Source organism: Mesorhizobium sp. LCM 4576 (assembly GCF_001854815.1).
GTDB classification, from domain to species: Bacteria; Pseudomonadota; Alphaproteobacteria; order Rhizobiales; family Rhizobiaceae; genus Mesorhizobium; species Mesorhizobium plurifarium.
Map to the genome: position 1 here is coordinate 30,923 of NZ_MDDT01000026.1, position 25,880 is coordinate 56,802.

24 protein-coding genes are annotated in these 25,880 nt (G+C 63.3%); 6 read left to right on the top strand and 18 right to left on the bottom strand.

The window, feature by feature from the left end:
- The first annotated feature begins 251 nt into the window (after positions 1–251).
- Positions 252–644, top strand: coding sequence for a Co2+/Mg2+ efflux protein ApaG (apaG, locus tag LCM4576_RS17470; RefSeq protein ID WP_041001685.1), 393 nt, complete (start codon positions 252–254; stop codon positions 642–644).
- Positions 645–695: 51 nt separating this feature from the next.
- Here the strand turns inward: apaG and LCM4576_RS17475 are convergent, their stop codons facing one another.
- The 3 genes from LCM4576_RS17475 to LCM4576_RS17485 all read right to left on the bottom strand — a co-directional run bounded on the left by LCM4576_RS17475 (position 696) and on the right by LCM4576_RS17485 (position 3,978).
- On the bottom strand, positions 696–1,727 hold the full coding sequence (locus LCM4576_RS17475; protein WP_116390061.1) for an Hsp33 family molecular chaperone: 1,032 nt from the start codon (positions 1,725–1,727) through the stop codon (positions 696–698).
- A gap of 123 nt (positions 1,728–1,850) precedes the next feature.
- Entirely contained in the window at positions 1,851–2,762 is a 912-nt protein-coding gene (gene argF, locus LCM4576_RS17480) for an ornithine carbamoyltransferase (protein ID WP_071033501.1), read from the bottom strand.
- Positions 2,763–2,778: 16 nt separating this feature from the next.
- Positions 2,779–3,978 carry an aspartate aminotransferase family protein gene (locus LCM4576_RS17485; protein ID WP_071033348.1) on the bottom strand — a complete coding sequence of 400 codons (1,200 nt, stop codon included), beginning with the start codon at positions 3,976–3,978 and terminating at the stop codon, positions 2,779–2,781.
- Between the two features lie 358 nt (positions 3,979–4,336).
- Between LCM4576_RS17485 and LCM4576_RS17490 the strand changes: the two genes are divergently transcribed.
- Positions 4,337–4,855, top strand: coding sequence for a GcrA family cell cycle regulator (locus LCM4576_RS17490; protein WP_071033349.1), 519 nt, complete (start codon positions 4,337–4,339; stop codon positions 4,853–4,855).
- A gap of 147 nt (positions 4,856–5,002) precedes the next feature.
- Here the strand turns inward: LCM4576_RS17490 and LCM4576_RS17495 are convergent, their stop codons facing one another.
- The 3 genes from LCM4576_RS17495 to LCM4576_RS17505 all read right to left on the bottom strand — a co-directional run bounded on the left by LCM4576_RS17495 (position 5,003) and on the right by LCM4576_RS17505 (position 8,294).
- Entirely contained in the window at positions 5,003–6,010 is a 1,008-nt protein-coding gene (locus LCM4576_RS17495; protein ID WP_071033351.1) for a magnesium and cobalt transport protein CorA, read from the bottom strand.
- Between the two features lie 187 nt (positions 6,011–6,197).
- On the bottom strand, positions 6,198–6,920 hold the full coding sequence (phoU, locus tag LCM4576_RS17500) for a phosphate signaling complex protein PhoU (protein ID WP_071033353.1): 723 nt from the start codon (positions 6,918–6,920) through the stop codon (positions 6,198–6,200).
- 108 nt (positions 6,921–7,028) lie between these two features.
- Entirely contained in the window at positions 7,029–8,294 is a 1,266-nt protein-coding gene (locus tag LCM4576_RS17505; protein WP_071033355.1) for a cell wall metabolism sensor histidine kinase WalK, read from the bottom strand.
- Between the two features lie 198 nt (positions 8,295–8,492).
- On the opposite strand from LCM4576_RS17505, the gene ppk2 reads away from it, so the two are divergent.
- The gene (gene ppk2 / locus LCM4576_RS17510) at positions 8,493–9,398 is read left to right on the top strand and encodes a polyphosphate kinase 2 (protein WP_071033357.1); all 906 of its coding nucleotides are present in this window, start codon (positions 8,493–8,495) and stop codon (positions 9,396–9,398) included.
- A 104-nt stretch (positions 9,399–9,502) separates the two neighbouring features.
- Here the strand turns inward: ppk2 and LCM4576_RS17515 are convergent, their stop codons facing one another.
- The 3 genes from LCM4576_RS17515 to LCM4576_RS17525 all read right to left on the bottom strand — a co-directional run bounded on the left by LCM4576_RS17515 (position 9,503) and on the right by LCM4576_RS17525 (position 11,732).
- On the bottom strand, positions 9,503–10,252 hold the full coding sequence (locus LCM4576_RS17515) for an enoyl-CoA hydratase-related protein (protein WP_116397957.1): 750 nt from the start codon (positions 10,250–10,252) through the stop codon (positions 9,503–9,505).
- Positions 10,253–10,263: 11 nt separating this feature from the next.
- Entirely contained in the window at positions 10,264–10,902 is a 639-nt protein-coding gene (locus tag LCM4576_RS17520) for an acyl-homoserine-lactone synthase (RefSeq protein ID WP_071033359.1), read from the bottom strand.
- 98 nt (positions 10,903–11,000) lie between these two features.
- Positions 11,001–11,732: a LuxR family transcriptional regulator gene (locus LCM4576_RS17525; protein ID WP_071033361.1), complete on the bottom strand. Its 732-nt coding sequence runs from the start codon at positions 11,730–11,732 to the stop codon at positions 11,001–11,003.
- A gap of 279 nt (positions 11,733–12,011) precedes the next feature.
- Here LCM4576_RS17525 and LCM4576_RS17530 point away from each other — a divergent pair, with 279 nt between their 5' ends.
- Positions 12,012–12,833 (top strand): transporter substrate-binding domain-containing protein, encoded by an 822-nt coding sequence (locus LCM4576_RS17530; protein ID WP_071033363.1) that lies wholly within the window; start codon positions 12,012–12,014, stop codon positions 12,831–12,833.
- 14 nt (positions 12,834–12,847) lie between these two features.
- Here the strand turns inward: LCM4576_RS17530 and LCM4576_RS17535 are convergent, their stop codons facing one another.
- A complete protein-coding gene (locus LCM4576_RS17535; RefSeq protein WP_071033365.1) occupies positions 12,848–13,261 on the bottom strand; it encodes a tellurite resistance TerB family protein in 414 nt (137 codons plus the stop codon).
- A gap of 183 nt (positions 13,262–13,444) precedes the next feature.
- Between LCM4576_RS17535 and LCM4576_RS17540 the strand changes: the two genes are divergently transcribed.
- Complete coding sequence (locus LCM4576_RS17540) at positions 13,445–15,094, top strand: lysine--tRNA ligase (protein WP_071033366.1); 1,650 nt, start codon at positions 13,445–13,447, stop codon at positions 15,092–15,094.
- Here the strand turns inward: LCM4576_RS17540 and LCM4576_RS17545 are convergent.
- The 8 genes from LCM4576_RS17545 to LCM4576_RS17580 all read right to left on the bottom strand — a co-directional run bounded on the left by LCM4576_RS17545 (position 15,057) and on the right by LCM4576_RS17580 (position 24,610).
- The gene (locus tag LCM4576_RS17545) at positions 15,057–15,947 is read right to left on the bottom strand and encodes a thermonuclease family protein (protein WP_407067382.1); all 891 of its coding nucleotides are present in this window, start codon (positions 15,945–15,947) and stop codon (positions 15,057–15,059) included. The two genes, LCM4576_RS17540 and LCM4576_RS17545, sit on opposite strands and share 38 nt — an antisense overlap.
- A gap of 10 nt (positions 15,948–15,957) precedes the next feature.
- Entirely contained in the window at positions 15,958–16,599 is a 642-nt protein-coding gene (locus LCM4576_RS17550) for a helix-turn-helix transcriptional regulator (RefSeq protein WP_071033368.1), read from the bottom strand.
- 271 nt (positions 16,600–16,870) lie between these two features.
- Positions 16,871–17,413 carry a thioesterase family protein gene (locus tag LCM4576_RS17555; protein WP_071033369.1) on the bottom strand — a complete coding sequence of 181 codons (543 nt, stop codon included), beginning with the start codon at positions 17,411–17,413 and terminating at the stop codon, positions 16,871–16,873.
- A 9-nt stretch (positions 17,414–17,422) separates the two neighbouring features.
- Complete coding sequence (locus tag LCM4576_RS17560; protein ID WP_071033370.1) at positions 17,423–19,642, bottom strand: 3-hydroxyacyl-CoA dehydrogenase NAD-binding domain-containing protein; 2,220 nt, start codon at positions 19,640–19,642, stop codon at positions 17,423–17,425.
- A 12-nt stretch (positions 19,643–19,654) separates the two neighbouring features.
- On the bottom strand, positions 19,655–20,863 hold the full coding sequence (locus LCM4576_RS17565) for an acetyl-CoA C-acetyltransferase (protein WP_071033371.1): 1,209 nt from the start codon (positions 20,861–20,863) through the stop codon (positions 19,655–19,657).
- A 33-nt stretch (positions 20,864–20,896) separates the two neighbouring features.
- The gene (locus LCM4576_RS17570) at positions 20,897–22,069 is read right to left on the bottom strand and encodes an acyl-CoA dehydrogenase family protein (protein WP_116397952.1); all 1,173 of its coding nucleotides are present in this window, start codon (positions 22,067–22,069) and stop codon (positions 20,897–20,899) included.
- 52 nt (positions 22,070–22,121) lie between these two features.
- Positions 22,122–23,918 carry an acyl-CoA dehydrogenase gene (locus LCM4576_RS17575; RefSeq protein ID WP_071033373.1) on the bottom strand — a complete coding sequence of 599 codons (1,797 nt, stop codon included), beginning with the start codon at positions 23,916–23,918 and terminating at the stop codon, positions 22,122–22,124.
- 227 nt (positions 23,919–24,145) lie between these two features.
- On the bottom strand, positions 24,146–24,610 hold the full coding sequence (locus LCM4576_RS17580) for a MerR family DNA-binding transcriptional regulator (RefSeq protein WP_116390059.1): 465 nt from the start codon (positions 24,608–24,610) through the stop codon (positions 24,146–24,148).
- A 359-nt stretch (positions 24,611–24,969) separates the two neighbouring features.
- Here LCM4576_RS17580 and LCM4576_RS17585 point away from each other — a divergent pair, with 359 nt between their 5' ends.
- Positions 24,970–25,800 carry a sterol desaturase family protein gene (locus LCM4576_RS17585; RefSeq protein ID WP_071033374.1) on the top strand — a complete coding sequence of 277 codons (831 nt, stop codon included), beginning with the start codon at positions 24,970–24,972 and terminating at the stop codon, positions 25,798–25,800.
- Positions 25,801–25,880 lie beyond the last annotated feature (80 nt).

Below are 25,880 nucleotides of genomic sequence, written 5' to 3' on the forward strand. Positions count from 1 at the left end.
TTTGCTTTCACGCAATTCCGGACGGAAAACCGCTCACACTTTCCTGGAATTGCTCTTGGCCGCAGCCAGCCATTCATCCGTTGCAGAGCGCCCGAGTCACCCCGCACGGTTTGTGCACACCAACATTGTCATGTGTCACTTAAATGACATTGTTTTTCGGCACGTGCGCTACAAGGCTGGCAGGATGGTCGGCGCTGCGTCCGTAACAGCGAAGCGCGACCAATGTTCCGCCGCGGCAACCGGAGTGGCCCATGTATCGCGCAGTGACGCGCAACATCGAAGTGCTGGTCAGGCCCTTCTATCTGGAGGACCGCTCCGATCCGTCCGAGAATCGCTATGTCTGGGGCTATCAGGTGACGATCGACAACCGCTCCGACGAATTCGTGCAGCTTTTGTCGCGCTACTGGCACATCACCGACGGCCAGGGCCGGGTCGAGGAGGTGCGCGGCGCCGGCGTCGTYGGCGATCAGCCGGAACTCAATCCCGGCGACAGCTATCAATACACGTCAGGCTGCCCGCTCTCGACGCCGTCGGGCATCATGGTCGGCCACTACACGATGCGCAACGGCCGCGGCGAGACGTTCGATATCGCCATTCCCGCCTTCTCGCTCGACATGCCGGGGACGAAGAGGACGGTGAATTAGAGAACTTGAGTTCCTCGCCCCCGCAAAGCGGGGAGAGGAACCGGAGCTTTCTCACTCCGCCGCGAACTCGGCCGGATCAAAGTCGTATTGCGTCGAGCAGAACTCGCAGGCGACATGAATGCCGCCGTCTTCGGTCGAGTCCTTGATCTCCTCGGCCGAAAAGCCTTCGAGAATGCCGTGGATCTTCTCGCGCGAGCAGGAGCACTGGTCGGCGACCGGCACACTGCTGAAAACCCGCACGCCGTGCTCGTGGAACAGCCGGTAGAGCAGCCGCTCGGCGCCGACCGTCGGATCGATCAGCTCGGTCGGCTCGATGGTGCCGAGCAGCGCCAGCAATTCCTGCCAGGAATTGTCGGCCGGATGGTCCGTCACCTCGCGGTCGTCGCCGTCGCCGCCCGAAATATCGGGAATGCGCATGCGCTCCGGCGCCTGCGGCAGGAACTGCGCCAGGATGCCGCCGGCGCGCCACTGCTCGCGCGCGCCGGCCGGGCCGGGCGTCACCAGCTTGGCGACCGACATCTTGATGTCGGTCGGGATCTGCTCCGACTGGCGGAAATAGGTGCGCGCGGCGTCCTCCAGCGAGGTGCCGTCGAGCTGGACGATGCCCTGGTAGCGCTGCGTATGCGCGCCCTGGTCGATGGTCAAAGCCAGGACACCGTTGCCAAGCAGCGTCTGCTGCGAGGCCTCGCCGGCGGCGACCAGCGCCTCCAGCCGGTCGGCATCGAAGCGCGCATAGGCGCGCAGCGCATGCGGCGTGGTGAAATCAGCCACCAGCATGTCGACCGGACCGTCGGTGCGGGTCTGCAGGATGAACTTGCCCTCGAACTTCAGCGAGGTGCCGAGCAGCACGGTGAGCACGCAGGCTTCCGCCAGCAGGCGGGCGACCGGCTCGGGATAATTGTGACGGCTCAAAATGGCGTCGAGCATCGGCCCGAGCTGCACGGTGCGGCCGCGCACATCGAGCGGCGCGACCTCGTAGGGCACGACGTGATCGTCGCCGGCGAAGCCGAATTCACCGAGTTGGGGTCTATGCTCAGCCAAGGTATGGGTTTCCAACATGACAAAACTCCGGGGCGCAGCCATGCAACCCGATGAGCCGCATGCGTCGAAGCGCGTTCAATTTACGTGATGGCCCGCAAATAGGCATCACATATCCCCAGATCAAGTTGACCCCGATCGGGCCGGAAGCGGTCAGGTCGGCCCTTCTCAAGCGCCCAGGCACCAGGCCAGCACCGCCTTCTGGGCGTGCAGCCGGTTCTCGGCCTCGTCGAAGACCACCGAATGCGGCCCGTCGATCACCTCGTCGGTGACCTCCTCGCCGCGATGCGCCGGCAGGCAGTGCATGAACAACGCATCGGCTTTGGYCTTCGCCATCAGCGCGGCATTCACCTGATAKGGCAAGAAGACGTTGTGGCCGCGGGCGCGGTGCTCCTGGCCCATCGAGACCCAGCTGTCGGTGACGACGCAGTCGGCCTGGTCGACGGCTTCCTCGGCGGACTTGGCAAACCGGACCTTGCCGCCATTGGCTTTCGACCAGTCGACATATTTCTCGAAAGGCTCGCTGCCCTCCGGCACCGCGACATTGAGGTTGAAGCGGAAGCGCGCYGAGGCTTCGAGCAGCGAATGCAGCACATTGTTGCCGTCACCGGTCCAGGCGAAAGTCTTGCCGGCCACCGGACCGCGATGCTCCTCATAGGTCATGATGTCGGCCATGAGCTGGCAAGGATGCGTGTCGTCGGTCAGCCCGTTGATGACCGGAACCGTGGCGTTCTCGGTGAGCTCCAGCAGCCGGTCATGCGAGGTGGTGCGGATCATGATGGCGTCGACGTAACGAGACAGCACTTTAGCCGTGTCGGCGATGGTTTCCGAGCGGCCGAGCTGCATCTCGGTGCCGGTCAGCATGATCGTCTCGCCGCCGAGCTGGCGCATGCCGACATCGAAGGATACGCGCGTGCGCGTCGACGGCTTGTCAAAGATCATGGCCAGCACCTTGCCGTCGAGCGGTTTTGAGCGCTCACCCGCCTTGAGCCTGGTCTTTCGCGCCACCGCGTCGTCCAGCATCGAGCGCAGATCGCCCGCGGAAACGGCGGATAGATCGGTGAAGTGRCGAACACTCATCAGCAGGTTCCAGAAATTATTTCGCGGCTTCGGCCGCAATAGCGTCGGTCAGGCCCTTGGCGCCGGCACGAATGCGCTCCAGCGCCTCGCCGATCTCCGCGTCGGTAACGGTGAGCGGCGGCAGGAGGCGGATGACATTGTCGCCCGCCGGCACGGCAAGCAGGTGCTGGTCGCGCAGCGCCATGTTCACCTTGGTGTTGGGCATGACGCATTTCAGGCCGAGCATCAGGCCGGTTCCCCTGATGCCCTCGATGACGTCGGGAAATTCGTCCGCGACCCCGGCCAGCCCCTGTTTCAGAAGCAGCGCCTTGCGCTGCAYGTCCTCGAGGAAACCGTCGGCCAGCACCACGTCGAGCACGGCGTTGCCGACCGCCATCGCCAGCGGATTGCCGCCGAAGGTGGTGCCGTGCACGCCGGCGGTCATGCCGGTTGCCGCCTCATCCGTGGCAAGGCAGGCGCCCATCGGGAAGCCGCCGCCGATGCCCTTGGCGATCGCCATCAGGTCGGGCGTGACGCCGGCCCATTCATGCGCGAACAATTTTCCGGTGCGGCCGATGCCGCACTGGACCTCGTCGAAGATCAAAAGCAGGCCGTGCTGGTCGCACAGCTGGCGCAGCCGCTTCAAGGACTGCGTCGGCACCGGGCGGATGCCGCCCTCGCCCTGCACCGGCTCGATCAGGATTGCCGCGGTCTCCGGCGCGATCGCCTTTTCGGCCGCGTCGATGTCGTCGAATGCGACCTGGTCGAAGCCCTCGACCTTCGGGCCGAAGCCTTCGAGATATTTGTACTGGCCGCCGGCGGCGATCGTCGCCAGCGTGCGGCCGTGGAAGGCGCCCTCGAAAGTGATGATGCGGAAACGCTCCGGGTGACCCTTGACGAACTGGTAGCGCCGCGCCGTCTTGATGGCGCATTCCAGCGCCTCGGCGCCCGAATTGGTGAAGAACACCTTGTCGGCGAAGGTGGCGTCGACCAGCCGCTCGCCCAGCCGGCGCTGTTCCGGGATCTCGTAGAGATTGGAGACGTGCCAGAGCTTGGCGGCCTGTTCGGTGAGCGCCGCGACCAGATGCGGATGGCTGTGGCCGAGCGAATTCACCGCGATGCCGCCCGCGAAGTCGAGATATCGCTCGCCCTTGTCGGTGACCAGCCAAGTCCCTTCCCCACGCTCAAAAGCCAGGGGTGCGCGAGCAAAGGTCTCGTAAAGCGCCGAACCGCTCATTATATGCGTCTCCGGAACCGGAAATCAAAAAAGCCGCCAATGCGGCGGCCTTTGCGGCTTATCATGTTTTTCGGCCATGAAGTCAACGAAAACGTCACGCAGAAGCGCGTGGCAACCCCTTGGCGCCACGCCGGCTCATCAGCGGTCAGGCAAGTTGGGGAAAACCGTAAAAACCGAATCGGTGTTGCCTTTGKGACTCTTGTCACCGAGTCAGCGCATAAGGTATTTGTAGTCGAGAAATAACTATATTTCGTGCGGCGGATCTAAATCACCCGGTACATGTGGTGTCGTTTGCCCGGCGAGAGCCGGCTCGGGAAAGGATTCTGGCTGCCGCACGCCTCAGCAGGAGCGCGGCCCCATGAATTGGACTGACGAGCGGGTAGAACTTCTCAGGAAATTGTGGTCGGAGGGCCTGAGCGCCAGCCAGATTGCCGCACAGCTTGGCGGAGTGAGYCRCAATGCCGTCATCGGCAAGGTGCATCGCCTGAAGCTGTCGGGTCGCGGTCGCGCGACGGCCGCCCCGGCGCGCCAGAAGAAGGCGACGCAGGGCGCCTCGATGCAGAAGTCGGTGACCCGCGCCGCAAGCGCCACGCGCCATGTGACGGCCACCATCGGCGCCACCGCGCTGCAGGTGCAGTTCGACGCCGAGCCGGTCGCCCGCCACTATATCCGCCCGGTCGAGAACGTCGTGGTGCCGATCTCGCGCAACCTGCAGCTTGTCGAACTGACCGAACGGACCTGCAAATGGCCGAACGGCGACCCGCTCTCGGAAGACTTCAGCTTCTGCGGCAACGACGCCGCCGAGACGGGACCGTACTGCAAGTATCATTCCCGGGTTGCGTTCCAGCCGGCGGCGGAGCGGCGCAGGGCGCGCTGAGCGAATAGCGAATAGCGAATAGCGAATAGCGAATAGCGAATAGAACGGCTTGGCTTCTGGGAGGAAGCAAGCCGTTTTTGCATTTCTCCCTATTCACTATTTCACTATTTCGCTATTCGCTATTCGCTATTCGCTATTCGCTTCCGATCACAGCCATCCATTCTTCTTGAACCACCAGTACAGGAACGCACAGATCAGCGCGATGGCCGCGAGCACGGTCGGATAGCCATATTCCATCTTCAGCTCCGGCATGTCGGAGAAGTTCATGCCATAGATGCCGGCGAAAGCCGTCGGCACCGCCAGGATGGCGGCCCATGAGGCGAGCTTCTTGGAGATAGCGGTTTCCTGGCTCTGTCCGACGAGAAGGCTGGCTTCGAAAGCGAAGGCCAGGACCTCGCGCAAGCTGTCGATCTTTTCCTGCACGGTGCGGATGTGGTCGGTCACGTCGCGAAACAGCGGATGCATGGCGGCATGGATCTGCGGCAGATCGGCGCTGGTCAGCCTGCGGCAGACCTCGACCAGCGGCAGGGCCGCATTGCGCAGCCGCAAGAGATCGCGGCGCAGCATGTACAGACGCTCGATATCGGCGCCGGTCATCGGCTTCAAAAGCACCTTGTCCTCGATCGCCTCGACCTCGTCCTCGATCTGCTCCAGCACCGGCATGTAATTGTCGACGATGAAATCGAGGATGGCGTAGAGGACGAAATCCTCGCCCTTGGCGAGCGAATGCGGGCAGCTCTCCCAATGCTGGCGCACGGCGGCGTATGAGGTCGAGGGGCCATGCCGGACGCTGACGATGTAGCCGGTGCCGACGAACAGATGCGTCTCGCCGAAGGTGACGCGGCCGTCGATTAATTGCGCGGTGCGGGCGACGATGAAGAGAGCATCGCCATATTGCTCGATCTTCGGGCGCTGATGCGGATGCTCGGCATCTTCGATCGCCAGATCATGCAGGTGGAATTGCGCCTGCACCCTGAGCAGAAGGTTGCGATCGGGCTCGAGCAGCCCGATCCAGACGACATGGCCGGGTTTTGCCGCCCATTCGCCGGCCTGTTCGATGGCGATGTCGGCAACCCGCTTGCCCCCCAGATAGACGCTGGATGCAATGATGCCTGATGTCGGCGAGGCCGGAGTCAGGTTCCGAACTTGTTCCATCGCAAACCTCCCGAGACTGCGACTGACAAATTGCTGCGCCTGGAGCAATTCCAGGAAAAGTGTGAGCGGTTTTCCGCCCGGAATTGCGTAAAAACAAATAGTTAGGGCGTTTCGCCGTTTCCATGAAACGGTGAGACGCTCCAGAGGAGCTTAGCCTAAATTAGAAAGCCGTTCGAGAGGCGCCCGTTCACTTAGCCGATACCACGCCGGGCAGCACAACCTTGTCGGTCTTGTCGCCCTTCGGACGGTCGGCGGGCATCTGGTCGCCGGTGACGATGTAGTAGATGGTCTCGGCGATGTTGGTCGCATGGTCGCCGATGCGCTCGATATTCTTGGCGCAGAACAGAAGATGCGTGCAGGGCGTGATGTTGCGCGGATCTTCCATCATGTAGGTCAAAAGCTCGCGGAACAGCGAGGTGTACATGGCGTCGATCTGGTCGTCCCGATCGCGCACGAAGCCGATCCTCTCGACCGAACGCGAGGCATAGACGTCGAGCACTTCCTTGAGCTGCGTCAACGCCAGGTCGGCAAGGGCCTCTAGACCGCGGAAAAGACTGTTCGGCTGGCGGCCGTCGACCGCGGCAACGCGCTTGGCGACGTTCTTGCCCAGATCGCCGACACRCTCGATATCGGCCGAGATGCGGATGGCGCCGACGATCTCGCGAAGGTCCGTCGCCATCGGCTGGCGCCTGGCGATGATGATGATGGCCTTGTCGTCGATCTCGCGCTGTCCCTCGTCGAGGACGAGATCGTCCTGGATGACCTTCTGGGCGAGGCCGTGATCGACGTTCACCAGGGCCGCCACGGCCTGTTCGACCATGCGCTCGGCATGCCCGCCCATCGCGGCGATGCGCTTCGACAGATACTTCAGTTCTTCGTCATAGGCACTGACGATATGGACGGACTGCATGGATATGCCTTCCCGGTTTATGCCGGCTGGTGCGTTCCCTCATTCCGTCGCTGATACGTGAACCGCATGACAGAATGAAGAAAATCCCGGTTAGCAACCAATATACGATCAGCGAGCCGGCAAATGAACAGTGAACGCCGCGCCCTTGCCGACCTCCGACTTGATGGACAGTCTTGCGTTATGACGGGTCAATATATGCTTGACGATCGAAAGGCCAAGCCCGGTGCCTTTCTGGGTGCGRCTGCTTTCGACATCGACACGGTAGAAGCGCTCGGTGATGCGCGGGATGTGTTCTTCGGCAATGCCCGGACCATAGTCCCTGATCGTGACGTCGAAGCCCGGCTGTTGGCCATCCTCGCTGCCGRCAATCGATACGGTGACGCGCCCGCCCGACTGGCCGTATTTGCAGGCGTTCTCGAGGAGATTCTCGAAAACCTGGAACAGTTCGTCGCGATCGCCGGGAACGACGAGCGGCCCACTTGCGAACTCCCGCTCGATGACGACGCCGTTCTCGCTGGCCAGCGGCCCGAGCGAATCGATGACGCTGTCGATCGTCTGGCGAAGATCGACCTCCGTGCCCGGCCTCAGATAGGGCTTCATCTCCAACCGCGACAGGGAGAGCAGATCGTCGATCAGGCGGGCCATGCGGCCGGTCTGGTTCTGCATGATCTGCAGGAACTGGTCGCGCGCCGCCGGATCGTTGCGGGCCGGCCCGCGCAGCGTCTCGATGAAGCCGGCGATCGAGGCGAGCGGCGTGCGCAGCTCGTGGCTGGCATTGGCGATGAAATCGGCCCGCATGCGATCGATGCGGCGCGTCTCGCTCTGATCCTTGAAGACCAGCACGTAGAGGCCGGTAGCATGACCGACCGTGGACGCGCTGACGCGGTATGTCCGCTCCACCGGGAGCTTTTCGGTGTAGTCGACCGCGTCGGCGGCGACCTGCCCTGACAGGATGCCATCGAGCAGCGCCTGCATTTCCGGCGCGCGGAACTTCAATGACAGCGACATGCCCGGCGCCAGCCCGCCGAAGGCGGCGAAGGCGGCAGCGTTGGCATGAACGATGGTGGCGGAATGGTCGAAGATGATCAGCGGATCGGCGACCGCGGCGGCCAGATACTCGCCGGAGAGCCTTTGCAGCCCGCTTGCCTCGATCGCCGCTCCTGCATCGGCCGGCTGGCGTCCGGCATCCTTGGACAGCATCGCCGCGGCCGCCAGCGCGACCAGGGCCAGCACCAGCACATAAAAGGAGACGCCGGCAAAAAAATAGACGGCAAGGACCGCGAGAACACCCGCGCCAAGCAGCCAGCGGTTGCGCGACAGCCGCGCCACCAGGGCCTGTCCCTTGCCGTCCTGCTCAGCGCCCGTCTCTGCCATAGGCCCGCGCCACCCCGCATGCCGTCGATCGGTCAGCAGTTCGCTGGACCGGCCTGGCGCATGGMCCTGAAAATCAGGATCGATTTTCGCGAAGGTTCATGCGCAAAATCAAAATGCTACAGCGTCTTTGCGCCCGAATGCGCGCTACGCTGCACAGGCTCCATAGCATGAGTCCGCAAACTGGAAAGGTTCGTCTGGATGAAAAAGGCCAAGGAAACGGCTGAAGCGGTGCCAGCCACGGCACCGATCAAGATCAAGATCGGCGGCAAGGAGCGCGAGTTCGACATCGACAATCCGGTGCTGCCCGACTGGATCGAGGACAACAAGCTCACCGCCGGCGGCTATCCTTACGACAAGAAGATGAAGGGCGAGGATTACGAAAGGGAGCTCGAAGGGCTGCAGATCGAGCTGGTCAAGGCGCAAGCCTGGCTGCAGACGACCGGCAAGCGGGTGATGGCGCTGTTCGAGGGCAGGGACGCCGCCGGCAAGGGCGGCACGATCTTCGTGGTGCGGCAATATATGAACCCGCGCACGGCACGCAACGTCGCGCTGACAAAGCCGACGCCGACCGAAGCCGGGCAATGGTATTACCAGCGCTATGTCGACCACTTTCCGACTTCGGGYGAGTTCGTCACCTTCGACCGCTCCTGGTACAACYGCGCCGGCGTCGAGCCGGTCATGGGGTTCTGCACGCCGGAGCAGCACGAGAAATTCCTCGACGAGACGCCGCATTTCGAGCGGATGATCAGCAACGAAGGCATCYATTTCTTCAAATTCTGGCTGAATATCGGCCGCGAAACGCAGCTCGAACGGTTCCATGACCGCCGCTGGTCGCCGCTGAAGAACTGGAAGTTCTCGCCGATCGATATCGCCGGYGTCAGCAAATGGGACGACTACACCAAGGCGCGCGACCAGATGATCGAGCGCACGCATAAGGAGTTCTCGCCCTGGATCGTCGTGCGGGCCAACGACAAGCGCCGCGCCCGGCTCGCGGTGATCCAGCGCATCCTGCTTTCCCTGCCCTATGACGGCCGCGACCTCGACGCCGTCGGCAAGCCCGACAAGAAGATCATCGGCGAGGGGCCGGAGTTTCTGAAAGACTAGAGTGCTTCACCGTTTCACGGAAACGGCGAACCGCTCGCAATTCCGGACGGATTACAGCGCCGCGCGCCTTTCAGCCGCGCGGCGCTGATGTTCATGCCGGCCGCTCAGGCGGCCAGGCGAGCGATCCGCTGCAGCCGCTTCAGCGTGGTGTCATCCTGAAGCGCCTGCTGGAACAGCGTGATCTCGTGGTCGATGCGGTCGCACAACACGTCCGTGTCGCCCTTGAGCAGGCTGCGCGTCTGCAGCAATGCCGTCACGGGTTTCTTGGCCAGCTGTTTCGCCCTCGCCAGCGTTGCTTCCTCGGCGCTGCCTTGCGTCACGATCTCGCCGACCAGGCCGAGCGCCTTGGCGTCCTCGGCGCCCAGCGTGTCGCCCAGGCAGAAGAAGCGGAAAGCGCCGGCATAGCCGAGCTTCTGGGGCGCCAGAATGCTGGTCGCCGCGTCCGGCACCAGGCCGAAATCGACGAACGGCACCCTGAAGGTGCTGCCCCTGGAAGCGATCACCATGTCGCAATGGAACAGGATGGTGCAGCCGACGCCGACAGCGTCGCCGTCGACACAGGCAAGCACCGGCTTGGGGAAGGTCGCCAACATACGGAACATGTCGGTGACGGCGGCGATCAGCTCTCGGTGCTTGGTGGCGTCCAGAAACTCCGAGAAGTCGCCGCCAAGGCAGAAGCATCCGGCAAGGCCGCGCAGCATGACGACGCGGACCTCGTCATTGACCGCCGCCTCGTGGAAGGTCCTGGCAAGGCTCGCATAGGCATGCCTGTCGAGCACCGGCCTTCCATCATGCGAGGACACCGTGACGACCAGCGTGTGGCCACGCAGTTCCGGTTCGGGATGGAAACTCATGACCACCTCCATCACGACGCCTGCTTCAGGCCGAGCTGACCGGGATAGCCCCGGTTCAGCACCGGCAGGAAGTGGTTGCGGCGGGCCCGCACGACCTCGAGCGTATGTTCGGTGAAGGTCAGCAGCGTCGCCACGACCTGCTGGTTGCCATAGGTGCGCTGATAGCCGAGCGGCTTTGCCAGGAAATGCAGTTGCAGCGCTCTCAGCACCCACATCGGCTCGAACTCGATGATGACCTGGTTGACGTTGCGCTTCAGGCCCCATTCGACGAAGCCGGCGATCAGCTCGGTGCCGACCGTCGAGACGCCGCGTTTGCCGTCGCGAAAACCCGGAGCCACAGCGTAGCGGGTGAGTTCCCAGACATTCGGCCCCGAGGGGGACGGACCCTCGCAGAGATCCGACAGCACGTCGGTCAGAAGATGCGGCCGGGTGGTCGGCAGCATGCGTTGGTAACCTGCCAGTTCGCCATTGCGGATGACGAGGTGATGTTCGGCCTCGTCATGATCGAACTGATCGATCTCGAGYTGGTCCKGACGATCGAGATCGRTCCACCCCATCTCCTCGACGAAGATCTTGTAGCGCAGGCGATGAACCGCCTCCCAAAGGTCGGGACGTTCCATCAATTCCTGAGTGGTAAGGGCGAAAAGCATTAGCCGTCTCCTAGGCTTAAGAGGAAGATACGGCCGTGATGTCCCTTAAAATATTGCGCGACTGCGCAGGCAAGAATTTCTAGGTCGGCACGGCCGACCTAGCTAATATAGCCACGCCTAATCGCCTCCGCGACTGCCTGCACGCGGTTGGCTGCGCCCAGTTTGCTCTTGGCGTTAAGAAGATGTTTCTCGGAAGTGTGTTCCGAGATGCCTAAAATTTGAGATATCTCCCATTCGGACTTGCCGACGGCGGCCCATTGCAGGCATTCCCGCTCGCGCGCCGTCAATTCTATGTGATCGATGACGCCGTCGGCCTTGGTGTGCAGCTGCATCGCRCGACCGATCGCGTAGGTCGATGCCAGCGAGACCATCCCAAATTCCTGATCCGACAGCTCGACGGATTCGCCGCCCAGCGAGACCATGACGATCTGGCCGTCGAGYGTGACCAGCGGAAGCGCCAGGCCGTCGCGCAACTTGAACTCGCGAGCGTCGCCCATGACTTCGTCGCTGCTTTTGTCGACCACGGTGCTTTTGGAAGCATCCCGCCATTGGAACGGCGCCTGAAGCTGCTTCATATGGCTGACGACCGGATCGTGGTCGACATAATTGCGCGCCACATAGCGCTCCAGCCAATTGCCTGGCCAATCGCAAAGCAACACGTGTTGTTTCTGCTGGCCACGCGGCGTGCCCGGCTGCGGCACCGTTCCCGCCATCAGCGCGGTCAGGCCGAAAYTCGAGGTGACGCCGAGCAGCCTCTCGCAAACCGCGGCCGCGGTGCCGGCATGCTGCAACTGGTCTATGTATTCCAGAGTTCTGTCGAACAGGCCCATCGCAACATCTACCCCATGTTGCTTCTGCTTTTCTCGTTACCGACGATAGATGGACGAACACCCCGTCGCCATCAACCCCCACTTTGCAATCTCCTCAGCTATGCCGGCAGCTTCCCCCTTCCGGCACGCAGGTCATTTGCAACGCGCTAAACCATACGCCTAATTTGACCGCTTGAAATCAAAAACCGTTGTGCCTGCCCCGTTTTCATACGAAAAGCCAAGGAACGGGGACAGGTGCGGAGCCAAATCGTGATCTTGCGGTGGATATTTCCGGCCCTGATGTTGCTCCTGACCGGCGCGGCGGYCTTTGCCGGTGCGACTCAAGGCGCGGAGCCGCAGGTGCCGGTATTGTGGGACGCGAAGGAGCGGCTGCCGAAGCCCGACCTCGCCGCGCTGCCGCGGCTTAGATTCCTCACCACCACCGATTTTCCGCCCTTCAACTTCCTCGATGGGTCGGGCCGGCTGTCGGGATTCCACATCGATCTGGCGCGGGCGATTTGCGCGGAGCTGGGCATCGTCGAGAAATGCCAGGTCCAGGCGTTGCCGTGGAGCGAACTGGAGGATGCCCTTCAGAAAGGCGAAGGCGAGGCGATCATCGCCGGCATCGCCGCGACGCCGGAAAGCCGCGARAAATACGCGTTCTCGCGCTCCTACATGCAATTCCCCGCGCGCTTCATCATGCCGAAGGCGAAGGCCTTCGCCGAGCCGATCCTCGACAAGCTGCGCAGCAAGCGGGTCGGCGTCATCGGCGGCTCGGCGCATGAGAAAATGCTGCGCGACTACTTCAACAGCGTGCAGGTGGTGACCTTCGACACACCGGAAGAGCTCTATGCCGATCTCAAGGCCGGCAAGATCGACGCCGCCTTCGGCGACGGCATGCGCTTCGCCTTCTGGCTGGGCGGCTCGGATGCCGGCGGCTGCTGCCGCTTCGCCGGCGGTCCGTATCTGGCGCCCGAATATCTGGGCTCGGGCATGGCGATCGCCACCCGCAAGAGCGACACCGCGCTTGCCGCCRCCTTCGATTACGCGCTGCAGGAAATCTCGATCAAGGGCACTTTCGCCGAGTTTTACCTGCGCTATTTCCCGGTCAGCTTCTTTTAGGCCTGTAAGCTCTTTCAGGTCAGCGTGCGCAGGCGTGCTTTGGCCGCACGCGCGATCGCGGCGACGGTCAGCGTGTCGAGATCGAGCTTGAGGCGGATGAGCTGCAGCACCCTGACCTCTTCCATGCGCATCTCGAGATCGATTGCGGCGACCTCGAAAGCGGCGGCATAAGCGGTGTCGCGCAGCCRCTCGGGCAGCGCGTCGGCGACGCGCGCCAGCACACCTTCCAKCCCGTCCTTCTCATGCAACGCCTTCTGGYAGGCCTGCGCCACCTGAACCAGCCTGTCCTGGTTGAAATCGACGAATACCGGCCAGGAGCGGACGACGTCGCCGATCCGCGCCAACTCGACATCGGTCATGTCGCGATCTGAAGCCGATGTGATGACCATCAGGTGGATCAGGGCTTCGTGCGGCGTCAATGAAGGCATTCAAAACTCCTGGAAGCGTTCATGTCTTTCCCCCAAACGGGATAATAGCRCTCCAACGTAGGAGCGCCATTATGGCGCCGCAAGGAAAACCACCGCAAATCGTTGACGCTCCGGCCTCGCGCGCCTAGAGACCGGTCGACAGATTTTATCCGCCGCGCAGACGGCCATGACTGGAACTTCGACATGACGGGATCAAACATCATCGATCTCAATCCCGAGATGCTTGCCGCGGCGGCAGAGAGCAAGGCCTGGCCGTTCGAGGAAGCCAAGAAGATCATCGCCCGCTACAAGGGCAAGGACTTTCCCGAGACCGTGCTGTTCGAGACCGGCTACGGCCCGTCCGGCCTGCCGCATATCGGCACCTTCGGCGAAGTGGYGCGCACGACCATGGTGCGGCATGCCTTCCGGGTGCTGACGCAAGACAAGGTCAAGACCAAGCTTCTGTGCTTCTCCGACGACATGGACGGCATGCGCAAGATACCGGACAACGTGCCGGACCGCGCCGCGCTCGAGCCCTATTTGCATATGCCGCTGACGGCGGTGCCCAACCCGTTCGGCGGCGACTATGCGAGCTTCGCCGACCACAACAACGCGATGCTGTGCCGCTTCCTCGACACGTTCGGCTTCGACTACGAGTTCGCAAGCGCGACGCAGTACTACAAGGCCGGCCGTTTCGACGAGGTGCTGCTGCGCGCCGCCGAACGCTATGACGAGATCATGGGCGTGATGCTGCCGACGCTCGGGCCGGAGCGCCAGGCGACCTACAGCCCGTTCCTGCCGATCTCGCCCCGGACTGGCCGCGTGCTCTACGTGCCGATGATCAATGTCGACCCCAAGGCCGGCACCATCACCTTCGACGACGAAGGCACCGAGACGACGCTGCCGGTCACCGGCGGCCATGTGAAGCTGCAGTGGAAGCCGGATTTCGGCATGCGCTGGGCGGCGCTCGGCGTCGATTTCGAGATGTTCGGCAAGGACCACCAGACCAACGCGGCGATCTACGACCGTATCTGCAACATCCTCGGCGGACGCGCGCCGGAGCATTTCGTCTACGAGCTGTTCCTCGACGAGGAAGGCCAGAAGATCTCGAAGTCGAAGGGCAATGGGCTCACCATCGACGAATGGCTGACCTACGCGCCGACCGAGAGCCTCGGCCTCTATATGTATCAGCGGCCGCGGCAGGCGAAGAAGCTCTATTTCGACGTCATTCCGAAGGCGGTGGACGAGTATTACGCTTTCCTCGGCGCCTATCCGCGCCAGGACTGGAAGGAGCGCCTCGGCAATCCGGTCTGGCACATGCATGACGGCAACCCGCCAGCGATCGACCTGCCGGTGCCGTTCGCGCTGTTGCTCAACCTGGTCAGCGCGTCCAACGCGCATGACAAGTCGGTGCTGTGGGGCTTCATTTCGCGGCATGCGCCGRGCGTGACGCCGAAGACGCATCCGGAACTCGATCGGCTGACCGGCTATGCGATCCGTTATTTCGACGACTTCGTGAAGCCGACCAAGGTTTTTCGCGCCGCCGACGATGTGGAGCGCGAGGCGCTGGGGAAGCTTTCCGAGGCGCTCGGCGCTCTGCCGCCAGGCGCGGACGGCGAGGCAATCCAGAACGCCGCGCTCAATGTGGCGCGCAAGATCGAGCGCTACCAGGACCATTCCAAGCAGAGCCCGGAAGGCGGGCCCGGCGTGTCGGTCGCCTTCTTCCAGATGATCTACCAGGTGCTGATCGGCCAGGAGCGCGGACCGCGCTTCGGCTCCTTCGCGGCGCTTTACGGCATCGCCGAGACGCGCGCGCTCATTGAGCGGGCTCTGGCTGGTCAGTTGGCGGCGTGACGGCGCCGCCATCGGCCGGCAGGATCGAATCCGGCGCCACCGGCGCCGTCCCTGACGCAGCCGGCAGCGCAGGCAAGCCGTCAAGCTTCGGCGCCGGGCCGAAAATGCCCTTCCTGGCGGTGCGGGCCTTGTTCTCGGCCTCGACATAGGGACCACCCTGCGCGGCGCGCGCCCAGCCGTTCTCGACCAGCCACTGGCCGATGTCCTGATTGCCGATATGGCATTCGGYGGAAATGGTGTCGCGACCGCCCTCGGGCGGCAYGGTGCAGGCGACCGCCCGGCCACGCAGGAAGGCGCGGAAGGCTGTCCTGGCGCGCGCCCCGCAGGCCCAGCTCTTACCCGCGTCGCTGCAGGTTTCGTCGGCCTTGACGACATCCACGCCGGACACCGCGACCGCGTAGCCCTTCGCCTCGATCAGCCCGGCGGCGGCGGCGACCGGCTGGAACAGCTTAGTGCCGTTCCAGTCGTCCGGCATTTTCAACTTGGGCGGCTTGGGCGGCCCAGCCAGCGCCAGATCGCTGAGCGGCGCGCGCGGCTCCACCCGTTCGAGTTCCTGATCCGACGGCTCCGGCGGCGCCACGACATCGGGATCGATGGCTCTCGAATGAACGGCGGGCATCGGCGGCTGCGGAGCGTCGGGCGCGGGAATAGCCGAGGTCGCCGGTTCTTGCGCTGCATCGGAGCCGGAAGCGGAAAGGGTATTGTTGCCTGTGGGAAGCGCATCGGCGATGGGATCGATCTGATCGACCGTGACGACGCTTTCGTGGCCCTTGACCGTGTGTCCGCCGGCAACGACAAGCGCCGCCATGACCGGAACCGCCAGGACTGCCAGAACTGTTTGAAGAAGCCGCACCGGTCCCGGCCTACTGGCTTGCCCAGACGATGCGCGCCATCCATTCGATATCGCGCGTCGGGATGTCACGGTCCGGGTGGGCGGGGTTGAGCGAGACCAGCACGATCGATTTCACCGTTTGCCGGTCGAGCACCTTGGCCATCACCTCGCCGGCGGTGGTTTTGACGACAACACGGTCGCCCTTGCGCGTCGGCGCGCCCGGTTCGACGATCAGCACATCGCCGTTGCGGTAGAGCGGCAACATGGAATCGCCCTGCACCTGCAGCGCGTAGGACGTCTCGGTCGCCCGCGCCGGAAGCTCGACAAGGTCCCAGCCCTGCCCCGCCRGATAGCCGGCATCGTCGAAGAACCCCCCCGCGCCCGCCTGGGCGAAGCCAAGCAACGGTACGGCGCGACGCTGGTGGGCGACGGAGACGCCGYCGCGTCCTTCGACCAGTCCTGTGAATTCCTCCAGCGAAGCGCCGGTGGCCTCGATGATCTTGGCCAGCGATTCGGTCGAGGGCCAGCGCGGCCGGCCGTCGGATGRCAGCCGCTTCGACTTGTTGAAGGCTGTCGAATCCAGGCCCGCGCGCCGGGCAAGTCCGGAAGCCGATAGCGAATAGCGCTCAGCGAGAGCATCGATTGCGGCCCATACGCGGTCGTGTGAGAGCACGCGCGCACTCCTTCAAACAGGAAAAAATGCCTCAAGCCTGTCTAGCGCGCAGTCAGGTCCTTGTCCACCGGCGCTGCCGGCGGATCGTTAAGAATGCTCCACGAGCCTCGTTCGGACGCGGCGCCTATCCGATCCCGGCCAAGGCCTTCGGCAGGCTCTTCCTGAGTTCCTCAGCATCCCAGGCGGGAGGCCGTCGCCTTCGACGATGAGTTGATGATCTTTTCGGATAAAGTGGCCGATTTCCGGCAAGTCGGTCTGAGCCGAGGCGCGATCAGGCCGCTTTGGCCTGTTCGCGCAAATTCCGGTGCGACACCATGAAGGCCCGCTCGGCTTCGGTCGGCGGGCGTGGACTGGTGGCGTGGCCGAGCGCCGCGACGACCTCGTCGATGTCGAGAAAGCGGCGGCCGCCACGGTCATAGACGCCGCCCGTGGTCAGGATCAGCGCCGCCGTCTCTCGGCTATCGAGGACGAAACGGTGCCTGCCGATGACTGACGTGCCTTCCCAAGTCTCGATCGACGACACCACCTCGAAGCGGCGCCACAGCCTGATCTCACGCACGTAGGCGACCTGCAGCCCGCCGATCATCGGTGCCCAGCCGTTCTTGCGCGCCAGCGCGATCAACCCGATACGCAGGAAGATGTCGATGCGGCCAAGGTCGGCCAGCATCATGTAGYGCGCATTGTTGAGATGCAGGTTGAAATCGATGTCGATCGGCAGGCAGCGAAAAGCGAGCCGGCTTTCCTCGCCGACCCGATAAGGGCCACGGCTCGACGCCGTGACCATGGTGCGGGCCATTCGCCCCCAGACATACATGCTGGTTCGTCAGGCCGCCTGCTTTACCTCGCCCTTCTGGTAAGGGTCGAAGCGCTGGTAGAAGGTCTCGCCTTTCTCGGCCATATCGAGCAGAAGCTTCGGCGCCTTGAATTCGACGCCATATTTCTTCTGCAGGCCCTTGGCGATCTTGACGAAGCGCTTGGCGCCGATGCCGTCGATGTAGGACAGGGCGCCGCCGGTGAAGGGCGCGAAGCCAAAGGCGAGGATCGAGCCGACATCGGCCTCGCGCGGATCGGTGACGATGCCCTCTTCCATCACGCGCGCCGCTTCCAGCGCGATGGTGACCAGCAGGCGCTGCTTCAGTTCCTCATAGTCGACCTTTTCGGGCTTCAACTGCGGATAGAGATCCTTCAGGCCCGGCCACAGCTTCTTCTTCGCGGGCTTGGCCGGATAGTCGTAGAAACCCTTGCCGTTCTTGCGGCCGAAGCGGCCATGCGTGTCGACCATGGTGTTGATCAGCGCCATCTGCTTCGGATCGACCGCCTTGTCGCCAAGATCTCTGATGGTCTGCTTCATGATCTTCTGGGCAAGGTCGACGGCCGTCTCGTCGGTCAGCGCGAGCGGACCGACCGGCATGCCGGCGGCCTTGGCGGCGTTCTCGATCATCGGCGCCGGAACGCCCTCTATCAGCATCTTGTAGGCTTCCGACATGTAGCGCAGCACGCAGCGGTTGACGTAGAAGCCGCGCGTGTCGTTGACGACGATCGGCGTCTTCTTGATGGCGCGCACGAAGTCGAAGGCGACGGCCAAGGCCTTGTCGCCGGTCTTCTTGCCGAGGATGATCTCGACCARCATCATCTTGTCGACCGGTGAGAAGAAGTGGATGCCGATGAAGTTCCTCGGCCGCGCCGAATTCTTCGCCAGCGCCGTGATGGGAATCGTCGAGGTGTTGGAAGCGAAGATCGCCGACGACTTCAGCACCGCGTCTGCCTTCWCGGTGGCGTCCTTCTTCACGCCCGAATCCTCGAAGACCGCCTCGACGACGAGGTCGCAGCCGGCAAGGTCGGCATAGTCCGCCGTCGGGGTGATCAGCGACAGGAGCTTGTCCTTGTCTTCCGGCTTGGCGCGGCCCTTCTTGACCTGATCGGCCATCAGGCTGTCGGAATGCGCCTTGCCCTTCTCGGCCGATGGCAGGTCGCGGTCGAGCAGCACCACCGGAATGCCAGCTTTTGCCGTGACATAGGCGATGCCGGCGCCCATGAAGCCGGYGCCGAGAATGCCGATCTTCTTGAACTTGGTCTCCGGCACGTCGGCCGGGCGGCGCGCGCCCTTGTTCAGCTCCTGCAGTGACAGAAACAGCGAGCGGATCATCGCCGCCGCTTCCTTCGATTGCATGATCTCGGTGAAATAGCGCTGCTCGATCCGGAGCGCGGTATCGAACGGCACCAGCAGGCCTTCATAGACGCACTTCAGGATCGCGGCGGCGGCCGGGTAATTGCCGTAGGTTTCGCGGCGCAGGATGGCGATGGCCGGTGGCCAGAGATTGGCGCCGGCGGCCGAATAGATCGGGCCGCCCGGCAGCTTGAAGCCCTTCTCGTCCCAAGGCGCCACCGGCTTCAGGCCGTTTTTGATCATCGCCTTGGCGGTCTCGACAAGCTTTTTCGGCTCCGCGATCTCATGGATCAGGCCCATCGCCTTCGCCTTTTGCGGCGTCAGGTTCTGGCCGGAGGTCAGCATCTGCAGCGCCTGCTGCTGATCGGTCAGCCGCGGCACGCGCTGGGTGCCGCCGGCGCCGGGGAAGATGCCGATCTTCACCTCGGGCAGCGCCATCTTCACCTTGTCGCTGTCGGCGGCGACACGGCCATGGCAGGCGAGCGACATCTCGAAGGCGCCGCCCATGYAGGTGCCGTTGATCGCCGACACCCAAGGCTTGCCGGAAGTTTCGATCTTGCGGAACAGGCCGRTCATGTAACCGGCATTCTCGAACAGCGCCCTGGTCGCCTTGTCGAGATCCTTCTCCTTGTCGGCGGCGAAGGTCGCCAGCATCTTCTGCAGCATGGTGATGTCGGCGCCGCCGGAGAAGGAGTCCTTGCCCGAGGTGATGACGACGCCCTTGACGTCGGCATCGGCGGTCACCTTCTCGACGATGGCGTTCAGCTCGCGCATCACCTCCTCGGTGAAGACGTTCATCGAACGGTCCGGCATGTCCCAGGTGACCAGCGCGATGCCGTCGGTGTCCACCTCGAGGGWGAAATTGGTGTAGCTCATGGTCTCTCTCCCTCAGACGCGTTCGATGATGGTGGCGGTACCCATGCCGGCGCCGATGCAGAGCGTGACCAGCGCGGTGTTGAGGTCGCGGCGCTCCAGCTCGTCCAGCACCGTGCCCAGGATCATCGCGCCGGTGGCGCCGAGCGGATGGCCCATGGCGATGGCGCCGCCATTGACGTTGATCTTGTCGTGCGGAATGTCGAAGGCCTGCATGTAGCGCAGCACGACGGAAGCGAAGGCCTCGTTGAGCTCGAACAGGTCGATGTCCGACAGCTTCATCTTGGCGCGCTTCAGAAGCTTCTCGGTGACGTCGACCGGGCCGGTCAGCATCAGCACCGGTTCCGAGCCGATGTTGGCGAAGGCGCGGATGCGCGCGCGGGGCTTCAGCCCCATCGCCTTGCCGGCCTTCTTGGAGCCCAGCAGCACAGCGGCGGCGCCGTCGACGATGCCGGACGAATTGCCGGCATGGTGGACGTGGTTGACCTCCTCGACTTCCGGATGCTTCTGCACGGCGACCGCGTCGAAGCCGCCCATCTCGCCCGGCATGACGAAGGATGGATTGAGCGAGGCGAGCGACTGCATGTCAGTCGAAGGCCGCATGTGCTCGTCATGGTCGAGAATGGTGAGACCGTTCTGGTCCTTGATCGGGATCACCGACTTCTTGAAGCGACCCTCGCCCCAAGCCTTGGCGGCGCGCTTCTGGCTTTCGACCGCATAGGCATCGACGTCGTCGCGGGAAAACCCGTATTTGGTGGCGATCAGGTCGGCCGAAATGCCCTGCGGCACGAACCAGCCGGGCAGGCCGACGGAGGGGTCCATGAACCAGGYGCCGCCCGACATGCCCATGCCGACGCGCGACATGGATTCGACGCCGCCGGCGATGACAATCTCGTCGGCGCCTTGCGCGATCTTGGCGGCACCGAAATTGATGGCGTCAAGACCCGAGGCGCAGAAGCGCGAGATCTRCATGCCGGGCGCTTTGGTGTCGTAGCCGGCCTCGAAGGCGGCGGCGCGCGGGATGACCGCGCCCGCCTCGCCGACCGGATCGACGCAACCGAAGATGATGTCGTCGACAGTGCCGGTGTCGAGCCCGTTGCGTTCGCGCAACGCCTCGAGCGTCTTCGCGGCGAGCCGCACCGCCGGCACCTCATGCAGCGCGCCATCCTTCTTGCCCCTGCCGCGCGGCGTGCGAACGGCGTCATAGACGTAAGCTTCGGCCATTTTCTGCTCCTGTGGGTTTGCCGGCCGCCGCGCTCAGAGAGAGCGCCCGATCAGCAATTTCATGATCTCGTTGGTGCCGCCGTAGATGCGCTGGACGCGGGCGTCGCGGTACATGCGGGCGATCGGATATTCGTTCATGTAGCCATAGCCGCCATGCAGTTGAAGGCATTCGTCGACGACTTTGCCCTGCAGGTCGGAGAGCCAGTATTTGGCCATCGAGGCGGTGACCGGATCGAGGCCGCCATCGATGTGGCGGGCGACGCAGTCATTGTAGAAGACGCGGCCGATCGTGGCCTCGGTCTTCAGCTCGGCCAGCTTGAACTGGGTGTTCTGGAAATCGATGACCGCCTTGCCGAAGGCCTTGCGCTCCTTGACGTAGTCGATGGTGAGCGCCAGCGCCCGCTCGATCATGGCGATCGCCCCGGTGCCGATCTGCAGGCGCTCCTGCGGCAATTGCTGYATCAGCTGGACGAAGCCCTTGCCTTCCTCGTGGCCGAGCAGGTTCGAGGTCGGCACGCGCACGTCGTTGAAGAACAGCTCCGACGTGTCGTTCGACTTCAGCCCGATCTTATCGAGGTTGCGGCCGCGCTGAAAACCTTCGACCTCGTCGGTCTCGACGACGACCAGCGAGGTGCCCTTGGCGCCCTTGTCCGGATCGGTCTTGGTGACGACGATGATCAGGTTGGCGAGCTGGCCGTTGGTGATGAAAGTCTTCGAGCCGCTGATCTTGTAGTGGTTGCCATCCTTCTCGGCACGGGTCTTGACGCCCTGCAGGTCGGAGCCGGCGCCGGGCTCCGTCATGGCGATGGCGCCGATCAGCTCACCGGTCGCGAGCTTGGGCAGCCATTTCCGCTTCTGCTCCTCGGAGCCGTAGTGGAGGATGTAGGGTGCTACGATCGAATTGTGCAGGCCGATGCCGAAACCATCGACGCCGACATGGCCGATCGCCTCGATGATGGCGCTCTCATGCGCGAAGGTGCCGCCCGAGCCGCCGTATTCCTCCGGCATCGAGGCGCAGAGCAGGCCCGCCGCTCCGGCCTTCAGCCAGCTCTCGCGGTCGAAGATCTCGTTCTTCTCGAACTCGTCGTAACGCGGCGCGATCTCTTCCGCCATGAAGCGGGACGCCATGTCGTAGAGCATGCCGACCTCGTCCGTCGCCCACTGGGGCTTCGGCAGGCCAAGAATTTCGGCTGGATTTGTCGCCACGATTTCCTCCGCGTTCCGACAATTGTGGGCCGGCTTCGCCGGCCCGCCAAACCTAGAACGCTTCCGCCGGCAGCGCCATTAGCGTGTCCGCGCCACTGGAAATGCGGGCAAGCCGCGTCGCCGTTTCGGGCATGATGCGCTCCATGAAGAAACGCGCCGTCACCAGCTTGGTGTCGTAGAACGACGCCGAACCATTGKCGCCTTCCGCGAGCTTCGCCTGGGCGGATTTCGCCATCTGCGCCCACATATAGCCCAGCGCCACAAGACCGAAGAGATGCATGTAGTCGGTCGAGGYGGCCCCGGCGTTGTCGGGCTTGGCCATGGCGTTCTGCACCAGCCACATGGTGGCCGCCTGCAGGTCGTTGAGGCCCTTCTTCAGCGCCTTGGTGAAGGTCRCCATCTTCTCGTCGGCGCGGTTTTCCTCGCAGAACTCGCCGACTTCCTTGAAGAAGGCCTRCACGGCGCGGCCGCCATTCTGCGCCAGCTTGCGGCCGACGAGGTCCAGCGCCTGGATGCCGTTGGCGCCTTCATAGATCATGGCGATGCGGGCATCGCGCACGAACTGGCTCATGCCGTGCTCTTCGATATAGCCGTGGCCGCCGAACACCTGCTGGGCCATCACCGCGTGGTCGAAGCCCTTGTCGGTGAGCACGCCCTTGACCACCGGCGTCATAAGGCCGGTGTAGTCGTCGGCCGCCTGGCGGTCCTTGTCGTCACCGGAGCGATGCGCGACATCGGACTTGATCGCCGTCCACAGCGCCAGCGCCCGCCCGCCCTCGTTGAACGCCTTCATAGTCATCAKCGAGCGGCGGATGTCGGGATGGACGATGATCGGGTCGGCCTTCTTGTCCGRCGCCTTGGCGCCCGACAGCGAACGGCCCTGTAGCCGGTCCTTGGCGTAGGAAACCGCGTTCTGATAGGCGATCTCGGAGACCGAAAGCCCCTGCAGGCCGACGCCGAGGCGGGCCTCGTTCATCATCGTGAACATGGCCTTCAGGCCGCCGTTCAATTCGCCGAGCAACGTGCCCTCGGCCTCGTCATAGTTCATGACGCAGGTCGAGTTGCCGTGGATGCCCATCTTCTCCTCGATCGAGCCGCAGGAGAGCGTGTTGCGCTCACCGGGATTGCCCGAGGCGTCGAGCTTGAACTTCGGCACGATGAACAGCGAGATGCCCTTCACGCCTTCCGGCGCGCCCTCGGYGCGGGCAAGCACCAGGTGAACGATGTTGTCCGACATGTCGTGCTCGCCGGCGGAGATGAAGATCTTCTGGCCGGAAATCCTGTAGGTGCCGTCGCCGTTGGGAACGGCCTTGGTGCGCAGCAGGCCGAGATCGGTGCCGCAGTGCGGCTCGGTGAGGTTCATGGTGCCGGTCCAGGCGCCCTCGATCAGCCTGGGCAGCCAGGTCGCCTTCTGCTCGTCCGTGCCGTGGGTGACGATCGCCGCGATCGCGCCTTGCGTCAGGCCCGGATACATCATCAGCGCCATGTTGGCGGAGACCATATATTCGGAGACCGCGGTGTGGACCGTGTAAGGCAGACCCTGGCCGCCGAACTCGGCGGGCGCCGCCAGCCCCATCCAGCCGCCCTCGCGGTACTGGTCGAAGGCGTCCTTGAAGCCCTTGGGCGTGGTCACCGAGCCGTCGTCATGGCGCACGCAGCCTTCCATGTCGCCGACGCGGTTCAGCGGATGCATGACGTTCTCGGCAAGCTTGGCGCCTTCGGCGAGGATCGCCTCGACCACATCGGGCGTGGCGTCCGAGAAGCCCGGAAGATTGGAATAGCGCTGATAACCCAGCACATCGTTGAGCACGAACAGCGTGTCCTGGATCGGCGCCCTGTAGATCGTCATGCCTTCCTCCGCCCTTACGGTCCCGGCCCGACCAGCAAGTCGCCTGTCCACGTCCTGGACAGGAGGCCGGGCCAACGTCGATGCTGCGATAGCAAATATTGACGTTTGCGTAAACGTCAACTTCGTCGCAGCCAAAAATTTTTGTGAGCGTCAGGCATTGTGGCGACAAAAAAGCCGCGCGGCTATAGCCACGCGGCTTTCTGCGTCCGGGGTATGAGTGCGGGCAATCAGCCGGCGGCGCTTGCCTGCGGCGCCGCGGTGCGCTCGACGAGCATCTTGCGCACGATGGACATCGAATTGCTCAATTCACCGATGGCGTCGTCGATCAGCGCGCGCTGCTTCTGCAGGCGGGCGAGCTGCTTCTCGGACTTGTCGAGCGCCAGACGCAGCTGCTTGGTGTTGGTGCCGGTCGGATCGTAGAGATCCATCATCTGCTTGACGTCGCGCAGCGAGAATCCGACTTTGCGACCGAGCAGGATCAGCTTCAGCCGGGCCTTGTCGCGGCGCGTGTAGAGCCGGGTCGAGCCGTCGCGATGCGGATTGAGAAGGCCCTTGTCTTCGTAGAAACGCAGCGTGCGCAGCGTCACGCCGTATTTCTTGGCCATCTCGCCGATGCGGACGAATTCCTCACCGGCCTCGGCCGGAATGTCATTGGTATTGGCCGCGGCTTCGCCGGGCGAAACAAGTTTCATGGTCACTGGCTTTCCCCTGATGGCGTCGCGGTCACGGACCAAGCGTCGCCGGAATGGAAGCGGGGGCGTGCTTCCAATCGTGGTTGCAACAAATCAATCGCAAGAGGCACGGCTTCGCACCTTTTACGTTTACGTCAATTCTATATCGACAGCCGCGGGGTGACGCAAGGGCGTTGTCGAGACGGAACTTTATGCCGCACCCGGATGTGAGCAGCCCTTTAGTTTCCAAGTCGTGCCGTTCATTGCTCAACCATTAACACTCTCTTGAAAGCCCTGTCGCTAACCTCACGGGGGCGGCGTTTTGCGGACACGGCGTCGGGTTGCCCTAATTGGGCGGGGTGAGGATTTGGGGATGCACTATGAGCAGCCTATTCGCGTATAGCTTGGCCCAGTTGATCTACGCGGCAAGATCCTTGGTAGAACCTTTGCCCTTCTTTGTGCTTTTAGCCGCACTGACCAAAGGTCGGGCGATCTTCCGCGATGTCCGCGCTACCCTTTCGGAAGCCCGTATCGCGATCCTCATCCTCGTTAGCGAAGCGCTCCTGTTCGCACCCATTCTTGTGGCTTCGGCGATTCTGATCGAGCGACTGTTCGCCTGGGTTCCATGGCGAGATTTCTGGACCGGCTGGCCGCTTTGGGYGGTTGCCCTTGTCGGGGTATTGGTTGGTGATTTCGCGGGGTATTGGAGGCATCGCCTCGAACACAGCGAACTACTTTGGCCATCCCATGCGATCCACCATAGCGACACGGCCATGACGTGGCTCGCCATCTTCCGGTTTCATCCCATCAATCGGCTCAGCACCGTTTTTCTCGACGGCGCCGCAATCGCCGTGCTTGGCCTGCCGCCCTATGCCATCATCGCCAACAGCGCTGTGCGCCACTTCTACGGTGCGTTCATACATGCCGACTTGYCATGGACATACGGACACCTTGGCCGAATATTCGTGTCGCCCGCCATGCACCGCTGGCATCACGCAAAGGACAAAGCGGCCTTCAATACCAACTACGCGACAGTTTTTTCGATGATTGATATCATATTCGGAACTTACCGCGTCCCGGGGCCCTGCGACGTTCCGCTGGGTGTGTCTGACGATATGGGAAGCGGTTTCATCGGGCAGTATGTCTACCCGTTTCGCCCGCGATCCTATGCACCGGTAAGACGCGCGCGCCGGCGGAAAATAACAGGTTAACCCTCAAGCCGATCGCAATTTGCGTTCGATGGCACAAGAGTGTGACCTACCTAAAAGCTAAGCACAACGCGACTTTCGCG